This is a genomic window from Xenorhabdus stockiae (assembly GCF_002632825.1).
Lineage (GTDB): Bacteria > Pseudomonadota > Gammaproteobacteria > Enterobacterales > Enterobacteriaceae > Xenorhabdus > Xenorhabdus stockiae.
This window is the reverse complement of the sequence record NZ_NJAJ01000004.1, coordinates 52,641-67,189: the sequence shown is the minus strand read 5'-3', so window position 1 is coordinate 67,189 and position 14,549 is coordinate 52,641. Positions and strand designations below refer to the sequence as shown.

The following is a 14,549-nucleotide window of genomic DNA, read 5'->3' as shown; positions in this document are numbered from 1 at the left end:
TTGCTCTTTTATCAGAAAAGAGCAACTTATATCCAAAAACACTGAACTAATCGCAACGTCCCATATAACGACGTTCTGCAATGTGAATGCGGATTTTTTCTCCGGTACTCAGGTATTCAGGAACCTGAATCGACAGCCCTGTGCTCATTTTTGCTGGTTTTGTACGGGCACTTGCTGATGCGCCTTTAATTCCCGGTGACGTTTCTTCAATGACCATATCAACAGTTTGTGGTAATTCCAGAGCCAACAGTTGACCTTCCATTGTCATCACTTGCATTCCCGGCAAACCTTCTTCCGGGATAAACAGTAGTTCTTCTTCAATTTGTTCTTTTTTAAAGTGATACGGCGTGAAATCCTCATTATCCATGAAGATATATTCATCGCCATCGATGTACGAAAAACTGACACTACGACGAGTTAATGTAATCGTTTCCAGAATATCATCACCTTTGAAGCGTTCTTCCACTTTCTGACCGGTACGAATATCGGTAAAGCGCATCTTATACAGTGTACTGGCACCACGTGCGCTGGGTGACTGAATATCAATGTCTTTTACTAATAATAGTTTTCCGTTGTGATTGATTGCGGTTCCGCGTTTAATTTCATTGGCTTTAGCCATAGATACCTTCTGTAATACAGTGGAATAAGGATTTTAGTGGCGACAAAATTACTCGCAGTCAGGAGATTAGGCAAGAAATGAATGCCCCGGTACTTTTACCGGAGCAGGGAAACTTAGTCAGAATTAGCGGTAGGCAGGTAAAAGGTCAAATAAAGACAGAATGTGTACGATTGCATTGATTAGACCAAACAGGATAATAAAAACTATCAGGATATTGCCACCGGGGGCACGATAACTGGCTTGTGGATGGCGCCGACGGCTGGCACGAGCCATCAGTGCCGGCACGATAACTGCCCAGATAGTGGCTGCAAGTCCTGCAAACCCGATTGCATACAGGAAACCATTCGGGAAGAGTAAAGCCAGAACGGTAGGTGGGATAAACGTTATTAAAGCCGTCTTTAAACGCCCTGTATGGCTATCATCAAATCCGAAAAAATCAGCCAGATAATCAAATAATCCAAGCGAAACACCTAAAAATGAGCTAGATAATGCCATATATGAGAAGGCATTTAACAATTGATTTATCGTCTCATTGCCAGACACATTATCCATTTGGTTCAGCAGAGCGCTGACATTACCACCATCAGCAATGACCTGTTTAAATGCTTCACGGGGAATATTTCCTTGAATAGCAAACTGCCACAAAATGTAGATGGTCAGTGCTATCAGAGAGCCATAGAGCATACTGCGGGTAATGGCTTTGACATCCTTATTATAATATTTCACTAACCCTGGTACGTTGCCATGATAGCCAAAGGAAGTCAGTAGATATGGCAATGCCATTAAAGCGTAAGGTAGGTAACTGGTTTCGGTATTTGTCTGATCAAACAATATAGCAGGTTTGACTTCAGTAAACATTCCTCCCACTGACATGATAAATGTGATGACCATACCACCGATTAAAATCGTGCTCAGGCGATCAACGGCTTTGGTTGATAACCAGACAATGAAGGCAACAATAAAGGAAAAAATCAGGCCGGTTCCGGCTTGTGGCAGAGGAATAGTGCTATTGAGATTACGAAAAATAATTGAGCCGCCAGCTGAAATATAAGCATAAGTCAGAATATATAAAACAAAGGTAATGGATAACCCAGTGAGTACATTCCAGCCTTTACCCAGCAAATCTTTGGTAATGGTGTGGAAGCTAGCCCCACAGGGGTAATTCATATTGGCTTCTAAGATCATCAGGCTTGAGAAATAGATACAGACCCAAGTGTAAACCAGCAAAATTATTGATCCTGTGAACCATACACCAGAAGTGACGATGGGAATGGAAAACATACCAGCACCGACAGCAGTACCGGCAATGATCATTGCTCCGCCTAATATAGAGGGGCGTTTAAAATTTTGCGTTACCTCAATGGTCATATAGACTCCTGATGAATAAGTGTTACCTTTGTACTAGCGCGACGATACATTAATAAGGAACATGTGTAAACAATTAATCAAGGAGATATGTAAATGGCTTTTGTTTGGTTTCAGATACACTGCTTTTTGTCGATATTGGCAGTGTATCCGCATGTCAGGCAGGCAAATAGAACTTTTTCTCTTGCCAGAGTTTAATTGCATTGCGGCTGGCTTCAAAATGAGGTTCTGGAAGATTATTAGGATCACACCAGATAAGTTGGTTACATTTTTCTGGTTCCATTAGACGCGGTTCTCCGCCGGGATGGTGGGCCATCAGGCAGACAGAAATAGTATGCTTTCCTTCTTCACGGTAGGTTTGGATGTTATTGCAGATCCCATAAACTTGCGGATTTTGAATGTTTAAGCCAATTTCTTCCTGAATTTCACGGATAGCACATTCTTCAAATGTTTCACCGGGATCAACATGTCCGCCAAATATTGACCAGTACGGGGCATGTTTACCCGTCCGCTTTCCCAGCAAAATTTCACCTTTATCATTAATGATAATGACACCAACTCCAACAACCACTGACATTGATTTATTCCTTTGCTCGTAAAGTTTTTCTCTGTGGGGGAAACTTTAAATTAACTGAAGGCCTTTTTTCTTCATCGGATAAAAAATTATCGGTTGCCGATATTTTTACTTTTGGATTGAGATAACACAATGACCAATCTGATATTAAATTTAACTGAAACGATTCAATTTTGATGTTATAAATAGTCGAGGAATTTTAATGTGATTTATGACTATTTATTCAGGAGATACTGGGCAAGATGAGCCGTCGAGTTGCCACAATAACCTTAAATCCAGCTTATGATTTAGTTGGCCTGTGTCCAGATATTGTTAAAGGAACCGTTAATCGTGTACGCACCGCAGGGTTACATGCTGCCGGAAAAGGTAATAATGTTGCGAAGGTACTACGTGATTTGGGTATTGATGTCACCGTCAGCGGTTTTCTGGGAAAAGAAAATCAGGACGGTTTTCAACATTTTTTCGATGAAAATAAGATGATCAACCGTTTTCATTTAGTTTCTGGTAGAACACGTATCAATGTGAAACTGACTGAAAAATATGGTGATGTGACCGATTTTAATTTCTCAGGTTTCCATGTGACAGAGAAGGAATGGGAGCAGTTTATTACTGATTCCCTCTCATGGCTGGGGCAATTTGATATGGTTGTGGTTAGCGGTAGCTTGCCTGAGGGAGTTTCGCCTGAATCATTTACCGATTGGATGAAACAGTTACAGCAATGTTGTCCCTGTATTATTTTTGACAGTAGCCGTGAAGCATTTTCAGCTGGCCTCAAAGCAACGCCATGGCTGGTGAAACCGAATCGTTATGAATTAGAAATCTGGGCGGGTAAACCATTGCCGGATTTAGATAGCATTATTGACGCTGCTCATGAGTTGCGCCAAAAAGGGATCGCCCATGTCGTTATTTCACTGGGTGAGCAAGGAGCATTGTGGGTGAATGCTTCCGGCGCATGGCTGGCAAAACCACCTCATTGTGACGTCATCAGTACTGTTGGTGCCGGAGATTCTATGGTTGGTGGGTTGGTTTATGGTTTACTGATGCGTGAATCCAGTGAACATACATTGCGCCTGGCAACCGCAGTTTCTGCTCTGACGGTTAGCCAGCCTGATGTAGGGATCAGAAGTCGCACTGAGCTGGCATCAATGATGTCGAAAATCCAATTGACACCTGTCAGATAATTAACTTTGCTGTGATTTTAGCCATGCAATTTCCTGATCCCAGATATCCGGATTGATCGTTTCAAGTATCAGAGGAATGCCATTGAAACGATCATCTTTCATGATATAGCTGAAGGGGATTTTTCCTATGTTGCCTTCACCAAGGCTGTGATGGCGGTCAACACGGCTGGAAAACTCGCTTTTGGCATCATTGAGATGCATGGCTCGCAGGTATTTGAAACCGACAATATCGTCGAATGCTTTGAATGTGGCATCGCAATTTTGCTCGGTACGTAAGTCATAACCGGCCGCAAAAGCGTGACAGGTATCGATACAGACACCAACCCGGCTTTTATCTTCAACGCCCTCAATAATGGCTGCCAGATGTTCAAATTTGAAGCCCAGATTAGTGCCCTGCCCGGCAGTATTTTCAATCACTGCCGTGACCCCCTGAGTTTGGTCTAGCACAATATTGATAGATTCAGCGATACGGGCCAGACATTTATCGATATCAATTTTTTTCAGGTGACTGCCGGGATGGAAATTAAGTAAATCAATACCTAGTTGCTCACAACGCTGCATTTCATCAAGGAATGCAGCACGGGATTTTTCCAGTCCTTCAGATTCCGGATGACCCAGATTAATCAGGTAACTATCATGAGGAAGGATCTGACCTTTACCGTAACCGTAACGCTCACAACCCGCCTTAAATTTATCAATGACTTCTGTTGACAGGGGAGGGGCATTCCATTGACGCTGATTTTTTGTGAATAAGGCAAAAGCAGACGCTTTCAATTCATGGGCTCGAATCACTGCCTGATCCACACCACCCGCAGCGCTCACATGGGCTCCAACAAATTTCATATCTTTCTCCTGTTCTGTTTCATTAATTATGCATTGTTCTTGTTGTTAATGAAATTCTGTAAGACGGATATAGCCAGTCGGGTGATACGCTGAAAAGTGACATTGTTTTTTTCAGGTGAAAATTTCAGCCGAGTAAATGATGAATCCCTTTGTTGATGATCAATCCTCCAACCATCAGCCAGATAAACAAAAGGAAGGCTAACAAAATAGGCTTGGTTCCGGCCTGACGAATAGCACTGATATGCGTTGTTAACCCTAAAGCAGCCATAGCCATTGCCAGCAGAACAGTATCAATGGTTATGATATAGCTGACAATGGGCTCTGGTAATAAATGGAAAGAGTTGAAAGCTGCCATGACAATAAAAAAGATGGCAAACCATGGGATGGTAATTGGCGATTTTCCATGATCATTGACACAGTTTTTAGATTTCACCCGACTAAGATAACCCGAAAGTAGTAATAAAAAGGGCGCGAGCATCATGACACGGATCATTTTGCTGATAACAGCAGTGTCTTCGGCTGCATTTCCTTGTGTGTGACCAACGGCAACGACTTGGGCAACTTCATGAATAGTTGAGCCAGAAAATAGGCCAAACTCTACCTGAGAGAAAGGAAACCATTGGTAATAAATGTTGAGTTGATAAAACCAGGGATAAATAAAGATGGCAAGGGTGCCGAATATCACGACGGTAGAAATAGCAACAGCAACTTTGTCGGCAGAGGCTTTTACGACAGGCTCAGTAGCCATGATTGCGGCAGCACCACAGATACTGCTACCCGCTCCGATTAGCATGACAGTCTGACTATCTATTTTGAAAAAAACACGTCCGAGCCATAACGCTATAAAGAAAGTGGAAGAAAGCATAATGACATCAATCAATATGCCGGCTATACCGACATCAGCTATCTGCTGGAATGTCAGCCGAAAACCATAAAGAATGATGCCGGCTCTTAACAGATAGTGTTTAGTGAAATTAATTCCATTACCACAGATTGGTTTTAATGAAGGATATAACGTATTTCCAATAATAATTCCCATCAGAATCGCGATAGTCAGGACACTGAGTCCCATATTAATGAGTAGAGGAAGCTGGCTCAAATAGGTGGCGGCGGCTGTCAGTATTGCTGTTAGTATCAGCCCGGGAAGGAGTCGCAGTAAGGGATGACAATGAATAGTGCCCGTTTTATTAAGTGGATTTTCAAGCACTGTTTTACTCTTAGACATAGTTGTCGCTCATATCGCTTATATGTTTTATGAATAAGCATATAGCAAATCGTTTAATCGTAAAAATTGATTATATTTATATGATTAATTATTAAAAAAGATAGATAGAGCATGACTTTTGTTAAGTTGCGTAATAGTGTCTAGAATCAAGGTTATCTTATCATTTCAATTTACTTTTATGTTTCCCGCGAGGCCATATGCGTATCACTCTGAGACAGCTGGAGATTTTTGCAGAAGTTCTGAAAAGTGGTTCAACGACACAGGCTTCTCAACAATTAGCTTTATCACAATCTGCGGTGAGTGCTTCACTGACAGATCTTGAAGGTCAATTGGGAGTACAGCTTTTTGACAGGGTTGGAAAACGACTGGTTACTAATGAACATGGTCGCTTGCTTTACCCAAAAGCTCTGGCGTTGCTTGAGCAGACTGGAGAGGTGGAACAGCTTTTTAAATTGGAAATGGGAGCTCTGCGGCTGGCAGCCAGTAGCACGATTGGTAATTATATGTTGCCTGAAATGCTGGCGAAATATCGTAAGGAGTATCCAGATACGCCGCTGGAATTACATATCAGCAATACTGAAGATGTCATTAAATCGGTTGCCGAATTCCGGGTCGATTTGGCATTTATTGAAGGGTTGTGTCATAACCCGGATTTAATTACCCAGCCATGGATGAAAGATGAGCTGATTGTTTTTTCTCCACCAGAAAGTCCGCTTGTGCGTTCCAATCTGACTTTGGAAGATTTAATTAAAGCTCCCTGGATATTGAGGGAAAAAGGCTCAGGAACACGGGAAGTGCTTGATCAGTTGCTTTTTTCACAAATGCCCAGATTCAATATTGCCATGGAGCTGGGGAACTCAGAAGCAATTAAACACGCAGTCCAGTATGGTATGGGGATCAGTTGTCTGTCACGCCGGGTTGTCCGAGAACAACTGAAAAACGGCACACTGGTTGAACTGGTGATACCGGGTCTAAATCTTTATCGTACGCTTTATCTGATTTATCACCGACAGAAACATATATCTAATGCGTTACAAAAGTTATTAAGCTACTGTCAGTGATGCTGAGCCAATGCCATGAAATTAAAGAATTAATGTACCTATAATCGTGTAGCTTATAATTAAGGGCTGATCATGAAGGTATCTTATAACCGCCAATCGCCGCTATTCTGGGGACGAGGATTTGTTACAATTCCGCATTAGAAATTATTCTCGATGATATAGGAATATAATGTCTCAAGAACAAAGCGTGCCACAGGAGCAGGCGCCCAAAAATCTGCGTCGTGAGCTAAAAGCACGACATATGGCGATGATAGCCATTGGCGGTTCAATTGGTACGGGGCTATTTGTTGCTTCCGGAGCAACAATTTCACAGGCTGGCCCCGGCGGAGCCCTGCTTTCATATGCGCTGATCGGCCTGATGGTCTATTTCCTGATGACCAGTCTGGGTGAATTGGCTGCTTACATGCCGGTTTCCGGGTCATTTTCCACTTATGGCTCAAAGTATGTTGATGAAGGCTTTGGTTTCGCATTGGGCTGGAACTACTGGTATAACTGGGCTGTTACGATCGCGGTTGACCTTGTCGCTGCCCAGTTGGTTATGGGGTACTGGTTTCCGGATGCGCCGGGGTGGATATGGAGTGCCTTGTTCCTCAGCCTGATTTTCCTGCTGAATTTCATCTCAGTAAAAAGCTTCGGTGAGGCAGAATATTGGTTCTCTTTGATTAAAGTTTCTACGGTGATTGTTTTCATTATCGTCGGTATTTTAATGATCGTCGGTATTATGAAAGGTGCAGAAGGGGCAGGGTGGCATAACTGGACTATAGGTGAGGCACCATTTGCTGGTGGATTTGCGGCCATGATTGGGGTTGCCATGATTGTCGGTTTCTCATTTCAGGGGACTGAACTGATTGGGATTACCGCCGGAGAATCAAAAGATCCTGCCAAAAACATTCCCCGTGCTGTGCGTAAGGTATTCTGGCGTATCTTATTATTCTATGTATTCGCCATTTTAATCATTAGCCTGATTATTCCTTATACTGACCCAAGTTTGTTAAGAAATGACGTAAAAGACATCAGTGTCAGCCCTTTCACGCTGGTTTTTGAAAACGCGGGTCTGTTGTCAGCCGCAGCGGTAATGAACGCCGTGATTTTAACCGCAGTGCTTTCTGCCGGAAACTCAGGAATGTATGCTTCTACCCGCATGTTATTTACATTGGCACGGGAAGGTAAGGCACCTAAGATTTTTGGACATTTGTCAAAAGGCGGTGTTCCTCGTAATGCACTTTATGCCACAACTGTAGTTGCAGGATTATGCTTTCTAAGCTCCATGTTCGGTAACCAGACAGTGTATCTGTGGCTGTTGAATACCTCGGGCATGACCGGATTTATTGCATGGCTTGGTATTGCAATAAGCCATTATCGTTTCCGTAAAGGGTATGTTGCTCAGGGGCGTAATATCAACGAACTGCCCTATGTCTCCGGCTTTTTCCCTGTCGGGCCAATTTTTGCCTTTGCTTTGTGTCTGTTGATCACCTTAGGCCAGAACTATCAGGCATTTTTGCAGGATACGATAGACTGGTACGGTGTTACGGCGACTTATATTGGTATTCCGTTATTCTTGCTCATTTGGTTTGGCTATAAACTGAAAAATAAAACACGTTTCGTCAAATACAATGAGATGGACTTTCCGTCGATAAAGCATACATACCATGAATAAAATGTTAATAATAATTTGATAAAATGATACTTATTGATTAAGACATTATTATTTTTATTTTGCAAACAACTGCCTGTTCTGTGATGGAATCGGCAGTTTTTATTTTTCATGGATTTAAAGCAAAATTATCGTCATTAAATTTCGGATATACCGAATCAATCGCATTGATAAGTATTCTTATTTGCTTTATTGTTAACGGCAAAATTATTGCTTGAAGAGGCTAACTAAAGTGAAGTTTGGATTTCAGACAGTCGTGAAAGGCGCGAGTATCAGCCTATTGGCAAGCTCTGCGATGATGACCAGTTTTGCATGGGCCGAAACAGTCACTGATGTTGCTGGGCGTACTGTAGAAGTGCCTGCAAAGGTGAACCGTATCCTATTGGGTGAAGGCCGTTTATTCCATTCAGTCGCAGTGTTAGAAGGAGATAAACCTCTGGCGCGTATTGTTGGCTGGCAGGGTGATTTCCGCAAGCTTGATCCACAAACCTACTCTATCTATAAAGCAAAATTCCCTGAAATTGACAACATTCCCCTGATAGGCAATACCACTGCTGATACTGTCAGTTCTGAAAAAGTACTGACTCTTAATCCCGATGTGGCTATTTTTGGTTTATCCGGTCATGGCCCGGGCAAACACAGCGAACTGGTTAAACAATTAGAAAAAGCAGGCGTTCCTGTTGTTTTTGTCGATTTCCGTAATGACCCACTGAAAAACACTCTGCCGAGCATTCGCATGCTGGGTAAAGTACTGCACCGTGAGGAGCAGGCAAACGCTTATGCTGATTTTTATGAAAAGAATCAGAAACTGGTCACTGATATTACCAGCCGTATTCCGGCAGAGCAGAAACCGTCAGTCTTTATTGAGCTGAGAGCAGGTTCTATCGAAGACTGTTGTGGTACTGCGGGCAATGGCAACATGGGTAATTTCATTGACCTTGCAGGTGGTAAAAACATTGCTAAAGAGGTTTTGCCAGTTCCACTGGGTACTATGAATCTGGAAAAAGTGATTACGGCTGATCCTTATATCTACATTGCCAGCGGTGCTCAGGATCCCGGTGAGAAAGGTGAAGGTATCCAGATGGGTGCTCAGACTTCTCCAGAAACTGCCCTCGCTGGTTTGAAAGCGATGACAGAGCGCAGAGGTATCAATACCCTGACAGCGGTGAAAGAAGGCCGTACTCATGCTATTTGGCATCATTACTACAATTCACCTTATAACGTTGTAGTCACACAAGTTTTTGCTAAGTGGTTTTATCCTGAACAATTTGCTGATTTAGATCCACAGCAGACATTAAAAGACCTTCACACTAAGTTCCTGGCAATAGAACCAGCAGGCACATATTGGGTCAGTGAAAAATAAGCAGTAACAGGTAATAGAAATGAGTGTCACTACCGAGCCTATGCCAATGATGAAACAACAGAACGAGTGTGATATCAAAGCACACTATCGTCATATCCTGCATCGACGTATTGCATGGATGTTGTTGCTAATTTTGGTTATCGGCGTCTCTTTAGTATTAGATTTTACAATGGGGCCATCAGGGTTATCTTTATCAGCTCTCTGGCAGACTCTGGTTTCACCGGAGAGTGTGGATGCAGGAACCCGGGTAATTGTCTGGGATATCCGATTACCTTATGCCTTGATGGCGGTAGTGGTTGGTTTATCATTGGGCCTGGCGGGTGCAGAAATGCAAACTATTTTGAATAACCCGCTGGCCAGCCCGTTTACTCTGGGTGTTTCCAATGCCGCCTCTTTTGGTGCGGCATTGGCAATCGTACTGGGTATTGGTATTCCGGGCATACCTGATCAGTGGCTTATTTCTGCAAATGCTTTTATTTTTGCGTTGTTAGCTGCTTTGATGCTTGATGGCATTACGCGCTGGACAAAAGTTGCAACATCTGGCGTGGTGCTCTTTGGTATTGCTATGGTCTTTACCTTCAATGCGCTGGTTTCCATGATGCAGTTTATTGCAACGGAAGATACGTTGCAGGGTCTGGTTTTCTGGACGATGGGCAGCCTTTCAAAAGCAACGTGGTTAAAACTGGGTGTTATGTTGCTGGTGCTCTTGACCCTTATGCCAGTTTCTATGATGAACTCCTGGAAACTGACTGCATTACGTTTAGGAGAAGATAGGGCGACCAGCTTTGGTATCAATATCCGCCGTCTTCGTCTGGGAACGCTTTTGCGTATCAGTATCCTGACTGCATTGGCGGTGGCATTTGTCGGGCCGATTGCTTTTATTGGTCTGATTGCTCCTCATATTGCCAGATTGATGTTTGGTGAAGATCACCGCTTTTATTTACCTGCAAGTGCATTAATTGGTGCACTGGTATTATCGATGGCATCGATTGCATCCAAGAATTTAATCCCCGGGGTCATCATACCTGTGGGCATTGTGACATCTTTGGTGGGTGTGCCTTTCTTCCTGAGCATCGTTTTACGCCATAGGGGAAGTGTATGAGCCAAGGGTTAAAAATAAGCCGGTTTACGGCTGGTTATCCAAAACATCCAGTTATTGAAAATCTGGATGCTAACCCATTGCCTCGGGGTAAAATCACCGTATTACTCGGGCCGAATGGTAGCGGCAAGTCAACATTACTGCGTTCATTGGCTGGTTTAAATAAGGCTAATGGTGCTTTGTTGCTGGATGGGCAGGATTTGATGCAGATGAATTTTGCTCAACGTGCGCAGAATGTCGTTTATTTGCCTCAGTCGTTACCTGCGGGTGTCCATCTACATGTACTGGAATCTGTTATTGTTGCCCAGCGCGCATCAGGTGGGACAAGTGGTGACCAATGCGAACAGGAAGTTATGGCGCTGTTACGCCAGCTTGGTATTGAACATTTAGCTTTAAGCTATTTAGATCAATTATCAGGTGGACAAAAACAATTGGTCGGTTTGGCACAATCATTAATCAGAAAGCCGACATTATTATTATTAGATGAACCATTAAGTGCACTGGATTTAAATTACCAGTATCACGTTATGGATTTGGTCGCACGTGAAACACGTCGCCGGAATATTATTACCGTGGTTGTTGTACACGATATTAATATTGCGCTGCGTCATGGTGACCATATATTAATGTTAAAAAAGGGTGAATTAATTTCTGAGGGTTTACCAGAACAGGTCATTACACCTGATAGTCTGGCTCAGGTATATGGTGTCAAGGGGCGGATAGAGCATTGTTCTCAGGGAGTGCCTCAAGTATTAATTGATGGCCTTGTAACGGACTTGGCCAGCTAAAATAATAAAAAGCATAAACTGTTTTATTAAAACTGTAGAGTAAATAAAAATAACACTGGTGGGGATAAGAGTACTTATCCCTGCACTTTGAGTTTATGTCGATTATCCAGATTAATTAAATTGTTCTATTCTACCTTTTGGAGAATCGGGAATGGTCGTTTTTGCAAAGAAAAAAGTCGTCTTAGGTATTATTGCTGCTATTTCATCTAGTGCTGTTTTAGCTGCTAATGCAGCGAATAATGGTGAAGATAAAATTATTGTTACTACTGCTTCAGGCTTCCAACAAAAAATTGAAGATGCGCCAGCCTCTATTTCAGTGGTCAGCCGTGAACAATTGGAAACTAAAGCCTACCGTGATGTAACGGATGCACTGAAAGATGTGCCGGGAGTTATGGTTACTGGTGGTGGAAGTGGCAGTGATATCAGCATTCGTGGTATGTCATCAAAATATACTATGATTCTGGTGGATGGTAAGCGTGTTGATACTCGCCGTACTCGGCCAAACAGTGATGGTGCAGGTATTGAGCAGGGTTGGTTGCCGCCATTAGCATCCATTGAGCGCGTTGAAGTTGTCCGTGGGCCAATGTCTTCCCTTTATGGTTCTGATGCCATGGGTGGTGTTATCAATATCATTACCCGTAAAGTGCATAAAGAATGGAACGGTAGCTTACGTGCAGATACCACTCTGACCGAGCGCAAAAAATCAGGTAATAGCTATCAAACCAGTGCGTATGTAGCAGGGCCGTTGATTGATGGCTTACTGGGCGTTAAGGCGACGGGCTTATTCTCTCATCGTAATGAAGATAAGTTTATCAGCGGTTATAAAAAGCAAGAGATGCGTAATGGCACGGTAGCACTGTCTTTAACACCGGATGAACAAAATAGCTTTGAGTTTGAAGCCGGTCGTTATGAGCAGGATCGTGATTCTACGATTGGTAAGACTCGTACTTGTAGAAAAAATGGTTGTGAAGATGATATCAGCCGTTATAAACGCAATAATTATTCGATAACACATAATGGTGTTTATGACTTTGGTACAATGACGTCTTATATTCAGCGGGATGAGTCGAAAAACCCTGAACGTATGATGAAATTCGCGGATACAATGTTTAGCAATCAGACTACATTTAATTTAGGTGATAATACATTAAGTGTCGGTGGGCAATATCGTTACGAAAATCTGCACGATCGTGAAAATGATACGATGGCTGCAAAAGGGATAGATAATATCACTCGCTGGAGTTGGGCATTATTTGCTGAAGATGAATGGCAAATCACCAACGATTTTTCCCTGACAGCAGGAGCGCGTCTGGATAAAGATCAGCTTTTTGGTGCTCATGTCACTCCTCGTTTGTACGGTGTCTGGCATGCTGATGAACAATGGACTATTAAAGGTGGTGTTACAACGGGTTATCGTTCACCTGAATTGCGCCAGGTTGCACCTAATTGGCTGCATGGAACAGGAGGAGGATATTCGAATGGAGTGATTGAAAGCAATCCATCCCTGAAACCAGAGAAAAGCATTAATGAAGAAATTGGTGTTATCTGGAATAACCAAGATGGTCTCAATATCGGCGTTACCGTCTTTAATACAGACTTCAAAGATAAAATCACAGAGTTCCGCCTTTGTAACGATACAGCCACATGTAATTCAATTGGTAAGGACTATGATTTTGTCAGCCAGAACATAAACGTCGATAAAGCCAACATTCGTGGTGTAGAAACCACTTTGAACTGGGATATCGTAGAGAATTTATCATTGGCAGCAAACTACACCTACTCTCACTCTAAGCAGAAGACAGGGAATTTTAAGGGCCAGCCACTGAACAAGATACCTACACATATGGCTAATGCAACGTTAAGCTGGCAGACCTTACCAGAAATGGAAACGTGGACACGCCTCAATTTCCGTGGAAAAACGAAGAATTATCTGGCTCGAGCCTCAATGCGAAACGGTACACCTTCTTATGCCTTTGTTGATATGGGGGTGACTTATAGCATAATGAAGAACTTACGTGTATTGGGTGGCGTTTACAACGTATTTGATAAACAAGTGACTGATAAAGTACACGGTGCAACCCTTGATGGCCGCCGTTACCAAGTCGGCATTAATTATGACTTCTAATTAACATTTAATTTATTATTAATTAAAGTCATTATAATTAACGCTTAAATCAATATTAAATCTGCTCTTTATCAGAATTATGATTAAGAGCAGATTTTTCATTTCATACCATTCATAATTAAATAGCCAATAATTTACTTTTATGCTACAAGTTTATCAAATCTCTATCAGTGGGTAGGCTAGCATTACCTTCATGAATTCTTCCGGTAAGAAGCAGTTTATGTAGGCTCTTTAGTATTGTAAAAAATAATGAATTTTTAGTGTGATGGGTCTTGCTATTTCTGAACTTGAAGTGCAAAATGCCGCCCACTAAAAATAACTGATGTGTAATTATGCATCAGTTATTTTTTTTGCATTGAGTTATTTTTTACAACACCGAGAGGCCGGATATTTTCCGGATCGATACTGACCATAAGCAGCGACTATTAAAAAGGCTGCTGTACTGAGGAACGCAATTATGGAGCAATTATTCGCTTTTGCACTTGTGCCAATCGGCGCTAGCTGCTGCAACGATGACTATGGGGCATGGTCCTCAGTTAATTCGTTATCTCCCACCTTTTCTTTCTTTTCTGTTTATAGACAGATGCGAAGTCTACCCAGTAACTATCGATTAAGTAGTTGTAGTAATGCCCAGATCGAAGTTATGGGAGGT

12 protein-coding genes are annotated in these 14,549 nt (G+C 42.4%); 7 read left to right on the top strand and 5 right to left on the bottom strand.

Annotation, left to right across the window (positions count from 1 at the left end):
• Positions 1–46 precede the first annotated feature (46 nt).
• The 3 genes from yeiP to Xsto_RS02465 all read right to left on the bottom strand — a co-directional run bounded on the left by yeiP (position 47) and on the right by Xsto_RS02465 (position 2,561).
• Positions 47–619: an elongation factor P-like protein YeiP gene (yeiP, locus tag Xsto_RS02475; protein ID WP_099110982.1), complete on the bottom strand. Its 573-nt coding sequence runs from the start codon at positions 617–619 to the stop codon at positions 47–49.
• A gap of 123 nt (positions 620–742) precedes the next feature.
• Positions 743–1,987 (bottom strand): tryptophan permease, encoded by a 1,245-nt coding sequence (gene mtr, locus Xsto_RS02470; protein WP_099123995.1) that lies wholly within the window; start codon positions 1,985–1,987, stop codon positions 743–745.
• A gap of 154 nt (positions 1,988–2,141) precedes the next feature.
• Positions 2,142–2,561 (bottom strand): nucleotide triphosphate diphosphatase NUDT15, encoded by a 420-nt coding sequence (locus Xsto_RS02465; RefSeq protein WP_099123994.1) that lies wholly within the window; start codon positions 2,559–2,561, stop codon positions 2,142–2,144.
• A 239-nt stretch (positions 2,562–2,800) separates the two neighbouring features.
• Here Xsto_RS02465 and fruK point away from each other — a divergent pair, with 239 nt between their 5' ends.
• Positions 2,801–3,739 (top strand): 1-phosphofructokinase, encoded by a 939-nt coding sequence (gene fruK / locus Xsto_RS02460; protein ID WP_099123993.1) that lies wholly within the window; start codon positions 2,801–2,803, stop codon positions 3,737–3,739.
• Here fruK and nfo read toward each other — a convergent pair whose 3' ends face one another.
• Entirely contained in the window at positions 3,740–4,582 is an 843-nt protein-coding gene (gene nfo / locus Xsto_RS02455; RefSeq protein WP_099110978.1) for a deoxyribonuclease IV, read from the bottom strand.
• Positions 4,583–4,706: 124 nt separating this feature from the next.
• Positions 4,707–5,807: a YeiH family protein gene (locus tag Xsto_RS02450; protein ID WP_099110977.1), complete on the bottom strand. Its 1,101-nt coding sequence runs from the start codon at positions 5,805–5,807 to the stop codon at positions 4,707–4,709.
• 197 nt (positions 5,808–6,004) lie between these two features.
• On the opposite strand from Xsto_RS02450, the gene yieE reads away from it, so the two are divergent.
• The 6 genes from yieE (at position 6,005) to Xsto_RS02420 (ending at position 13,897) form a co-directional block, all read left to right on the top strand.
• Positions 6,005–6,868: a DNA-binding transcriptional regulator YeiE gene (gene yieE, locus Xsto_RS02445; protein WP_099110976.1), complete on the top strand. Its 864-nt coding sequence runs from the start codon at positions 6,005–6,007 to the stop codon at positions 6,866–6,868.
• A gap of 169 nt (positions 6,869–7,037) precedes the next feature.
• The gene (locus tag Xsto_RS02440; protein WP_099123992.1) at positions 7,038–8,525 is read left to right on the top strand and encodes an amino acid permease; all 1,488 of its coding nucleotides are present in this window, start codon (positions 7,038–7,040) and stop codon (positions 8,523–8,525) included.
• A 229-nt stretch (positions 8,526–8,754) separates the two neighbouring features.
• Positions 8,755–9,885 (top strand): ABC transporter substrate-binding protein, encoded by a 1,131-nt coding sequence (locus tag Xsto_RS02435; protein WP_099110974.1) that lies wholly within the window; start codon positions 8,755–8,757, stop codon positions 9,883–9,885.
• A 19-nt stretch (positions 9,886–9,904) separates the two neighbouring features.
• Complete coding sequence (locus Xsto_RS02430; protein WP_099122976.1) at positions 9,905–10,987, top strand: FecCD family ABC transporter permease; 1,083 nt, start codon at positions 9,905–9,907, stop codon at positions 10,985–10,987.
• Positions 10,984–11,772 (top strand): ABC transporter ATP-binding protein, encoded by a 789-nt coding sequence (locus Xsto_RS02425; protein WP_099110972.1) that lies wholly within the window; start codon positions 10,984–10,986, stop codon positions 11,770–11,772. Before Xsto_RS02430 ends, Xsto_RS02425 begins: the two co-directional genes overlap by 4 nt.
• A 151-nt stretch (positions 11,773–11,923) precedes the next feature.
• Positions 11,924–13,897 carry a ligand-gated channel protein gene (locus Xsto_RS02420; protein WP_099110971.1) on the top strand — a complete coding sequence of 658 codons (1,974 nt, stop codon included), beginning with the start codon at positions 11,924–11,926 and terminating at the stop codon, positions 13,895–13,897.
• The last annotated feature ends 652 nt before the right edge of the window (positions 13,898–14,549 follow it).

Bases quoted from the DNA above. Each gene is read 5' to 3' on its own strand.
- yeiP (WP_099110982.1), bottom strand. From the start codon at position 619: ATGGCTAAAGCCAATGAAATTAAACGCGGAACCGCAATCAATCACAAC.
- mtr (WP_099123995.1), bottom strand. From the start codon at position 1,987: ATGACCATTGAGGTAACGCAAAATTTTAAACGCCCCTCTATATTAGGC.
- Xsto_RS02465 (WP_099123994.1), bottom strand. From the start codon at position 2,561: ATGTCAGTGGTTGTTGGAGTTGGTGTCATTATCATTAATGATAAAGGT.
- fruK (WP_099123993.1), top strand. From the start codon at position 2,801: ATGAGCCGTCGAGTTGCCACAATAACCTTAAATCCAGCTTATGATTTA.
- nfo (WP_099110978.1), bottom strand. From the start codon at position 4,582: ATGAAATTTGTTGGAGCCCATGTGAGCGCTGCGGGTGGTGTGGATCAG.
- Xsto_RS02450 (WP_099110977.1), bottom strand. From the start codon at position 5,807: ATGTCTAAGAGTAAAACAGTGCTTGAAAATCCACTTAATAAAACGGGC.
- yieE (WP_099110976.1), top strand. From the start codon at position 6,005: ATGCGTATCACTCTGAGACAGCTGGAGATTTTTGCAGAAGTTCTGAAA.
- Xsto_RS02440 (WP_099123992.1), top strand. From the start codon at position 7,038: ATGTCTCAAGAACAAAGCGTGCCACAGGAGCAGGCGCCCAAAAATCTG.
- Xsto_RS02430 (WP_099122976.1), top strand. From the start codon at position 9,905: ATGAGTGTCACTACCGAGCCTATGCCAATGATGAAACAACAGAACGAG.
- Xsto_RS02425 (WP_099110972.1), top strand. From the start codon at position 10,984: ATGAGCCAAGGGTTAAAAATAAGCCGGTTTACGGCTGGTTATCCAAAA.
- Xsto_RS02420 (WP_099110971.1), top strand. From the start codon at position 11,924: ATGGTCGTTTTTGCAAAGAAAAAAGTCGTCTTAGGTATTATTGCTGCT.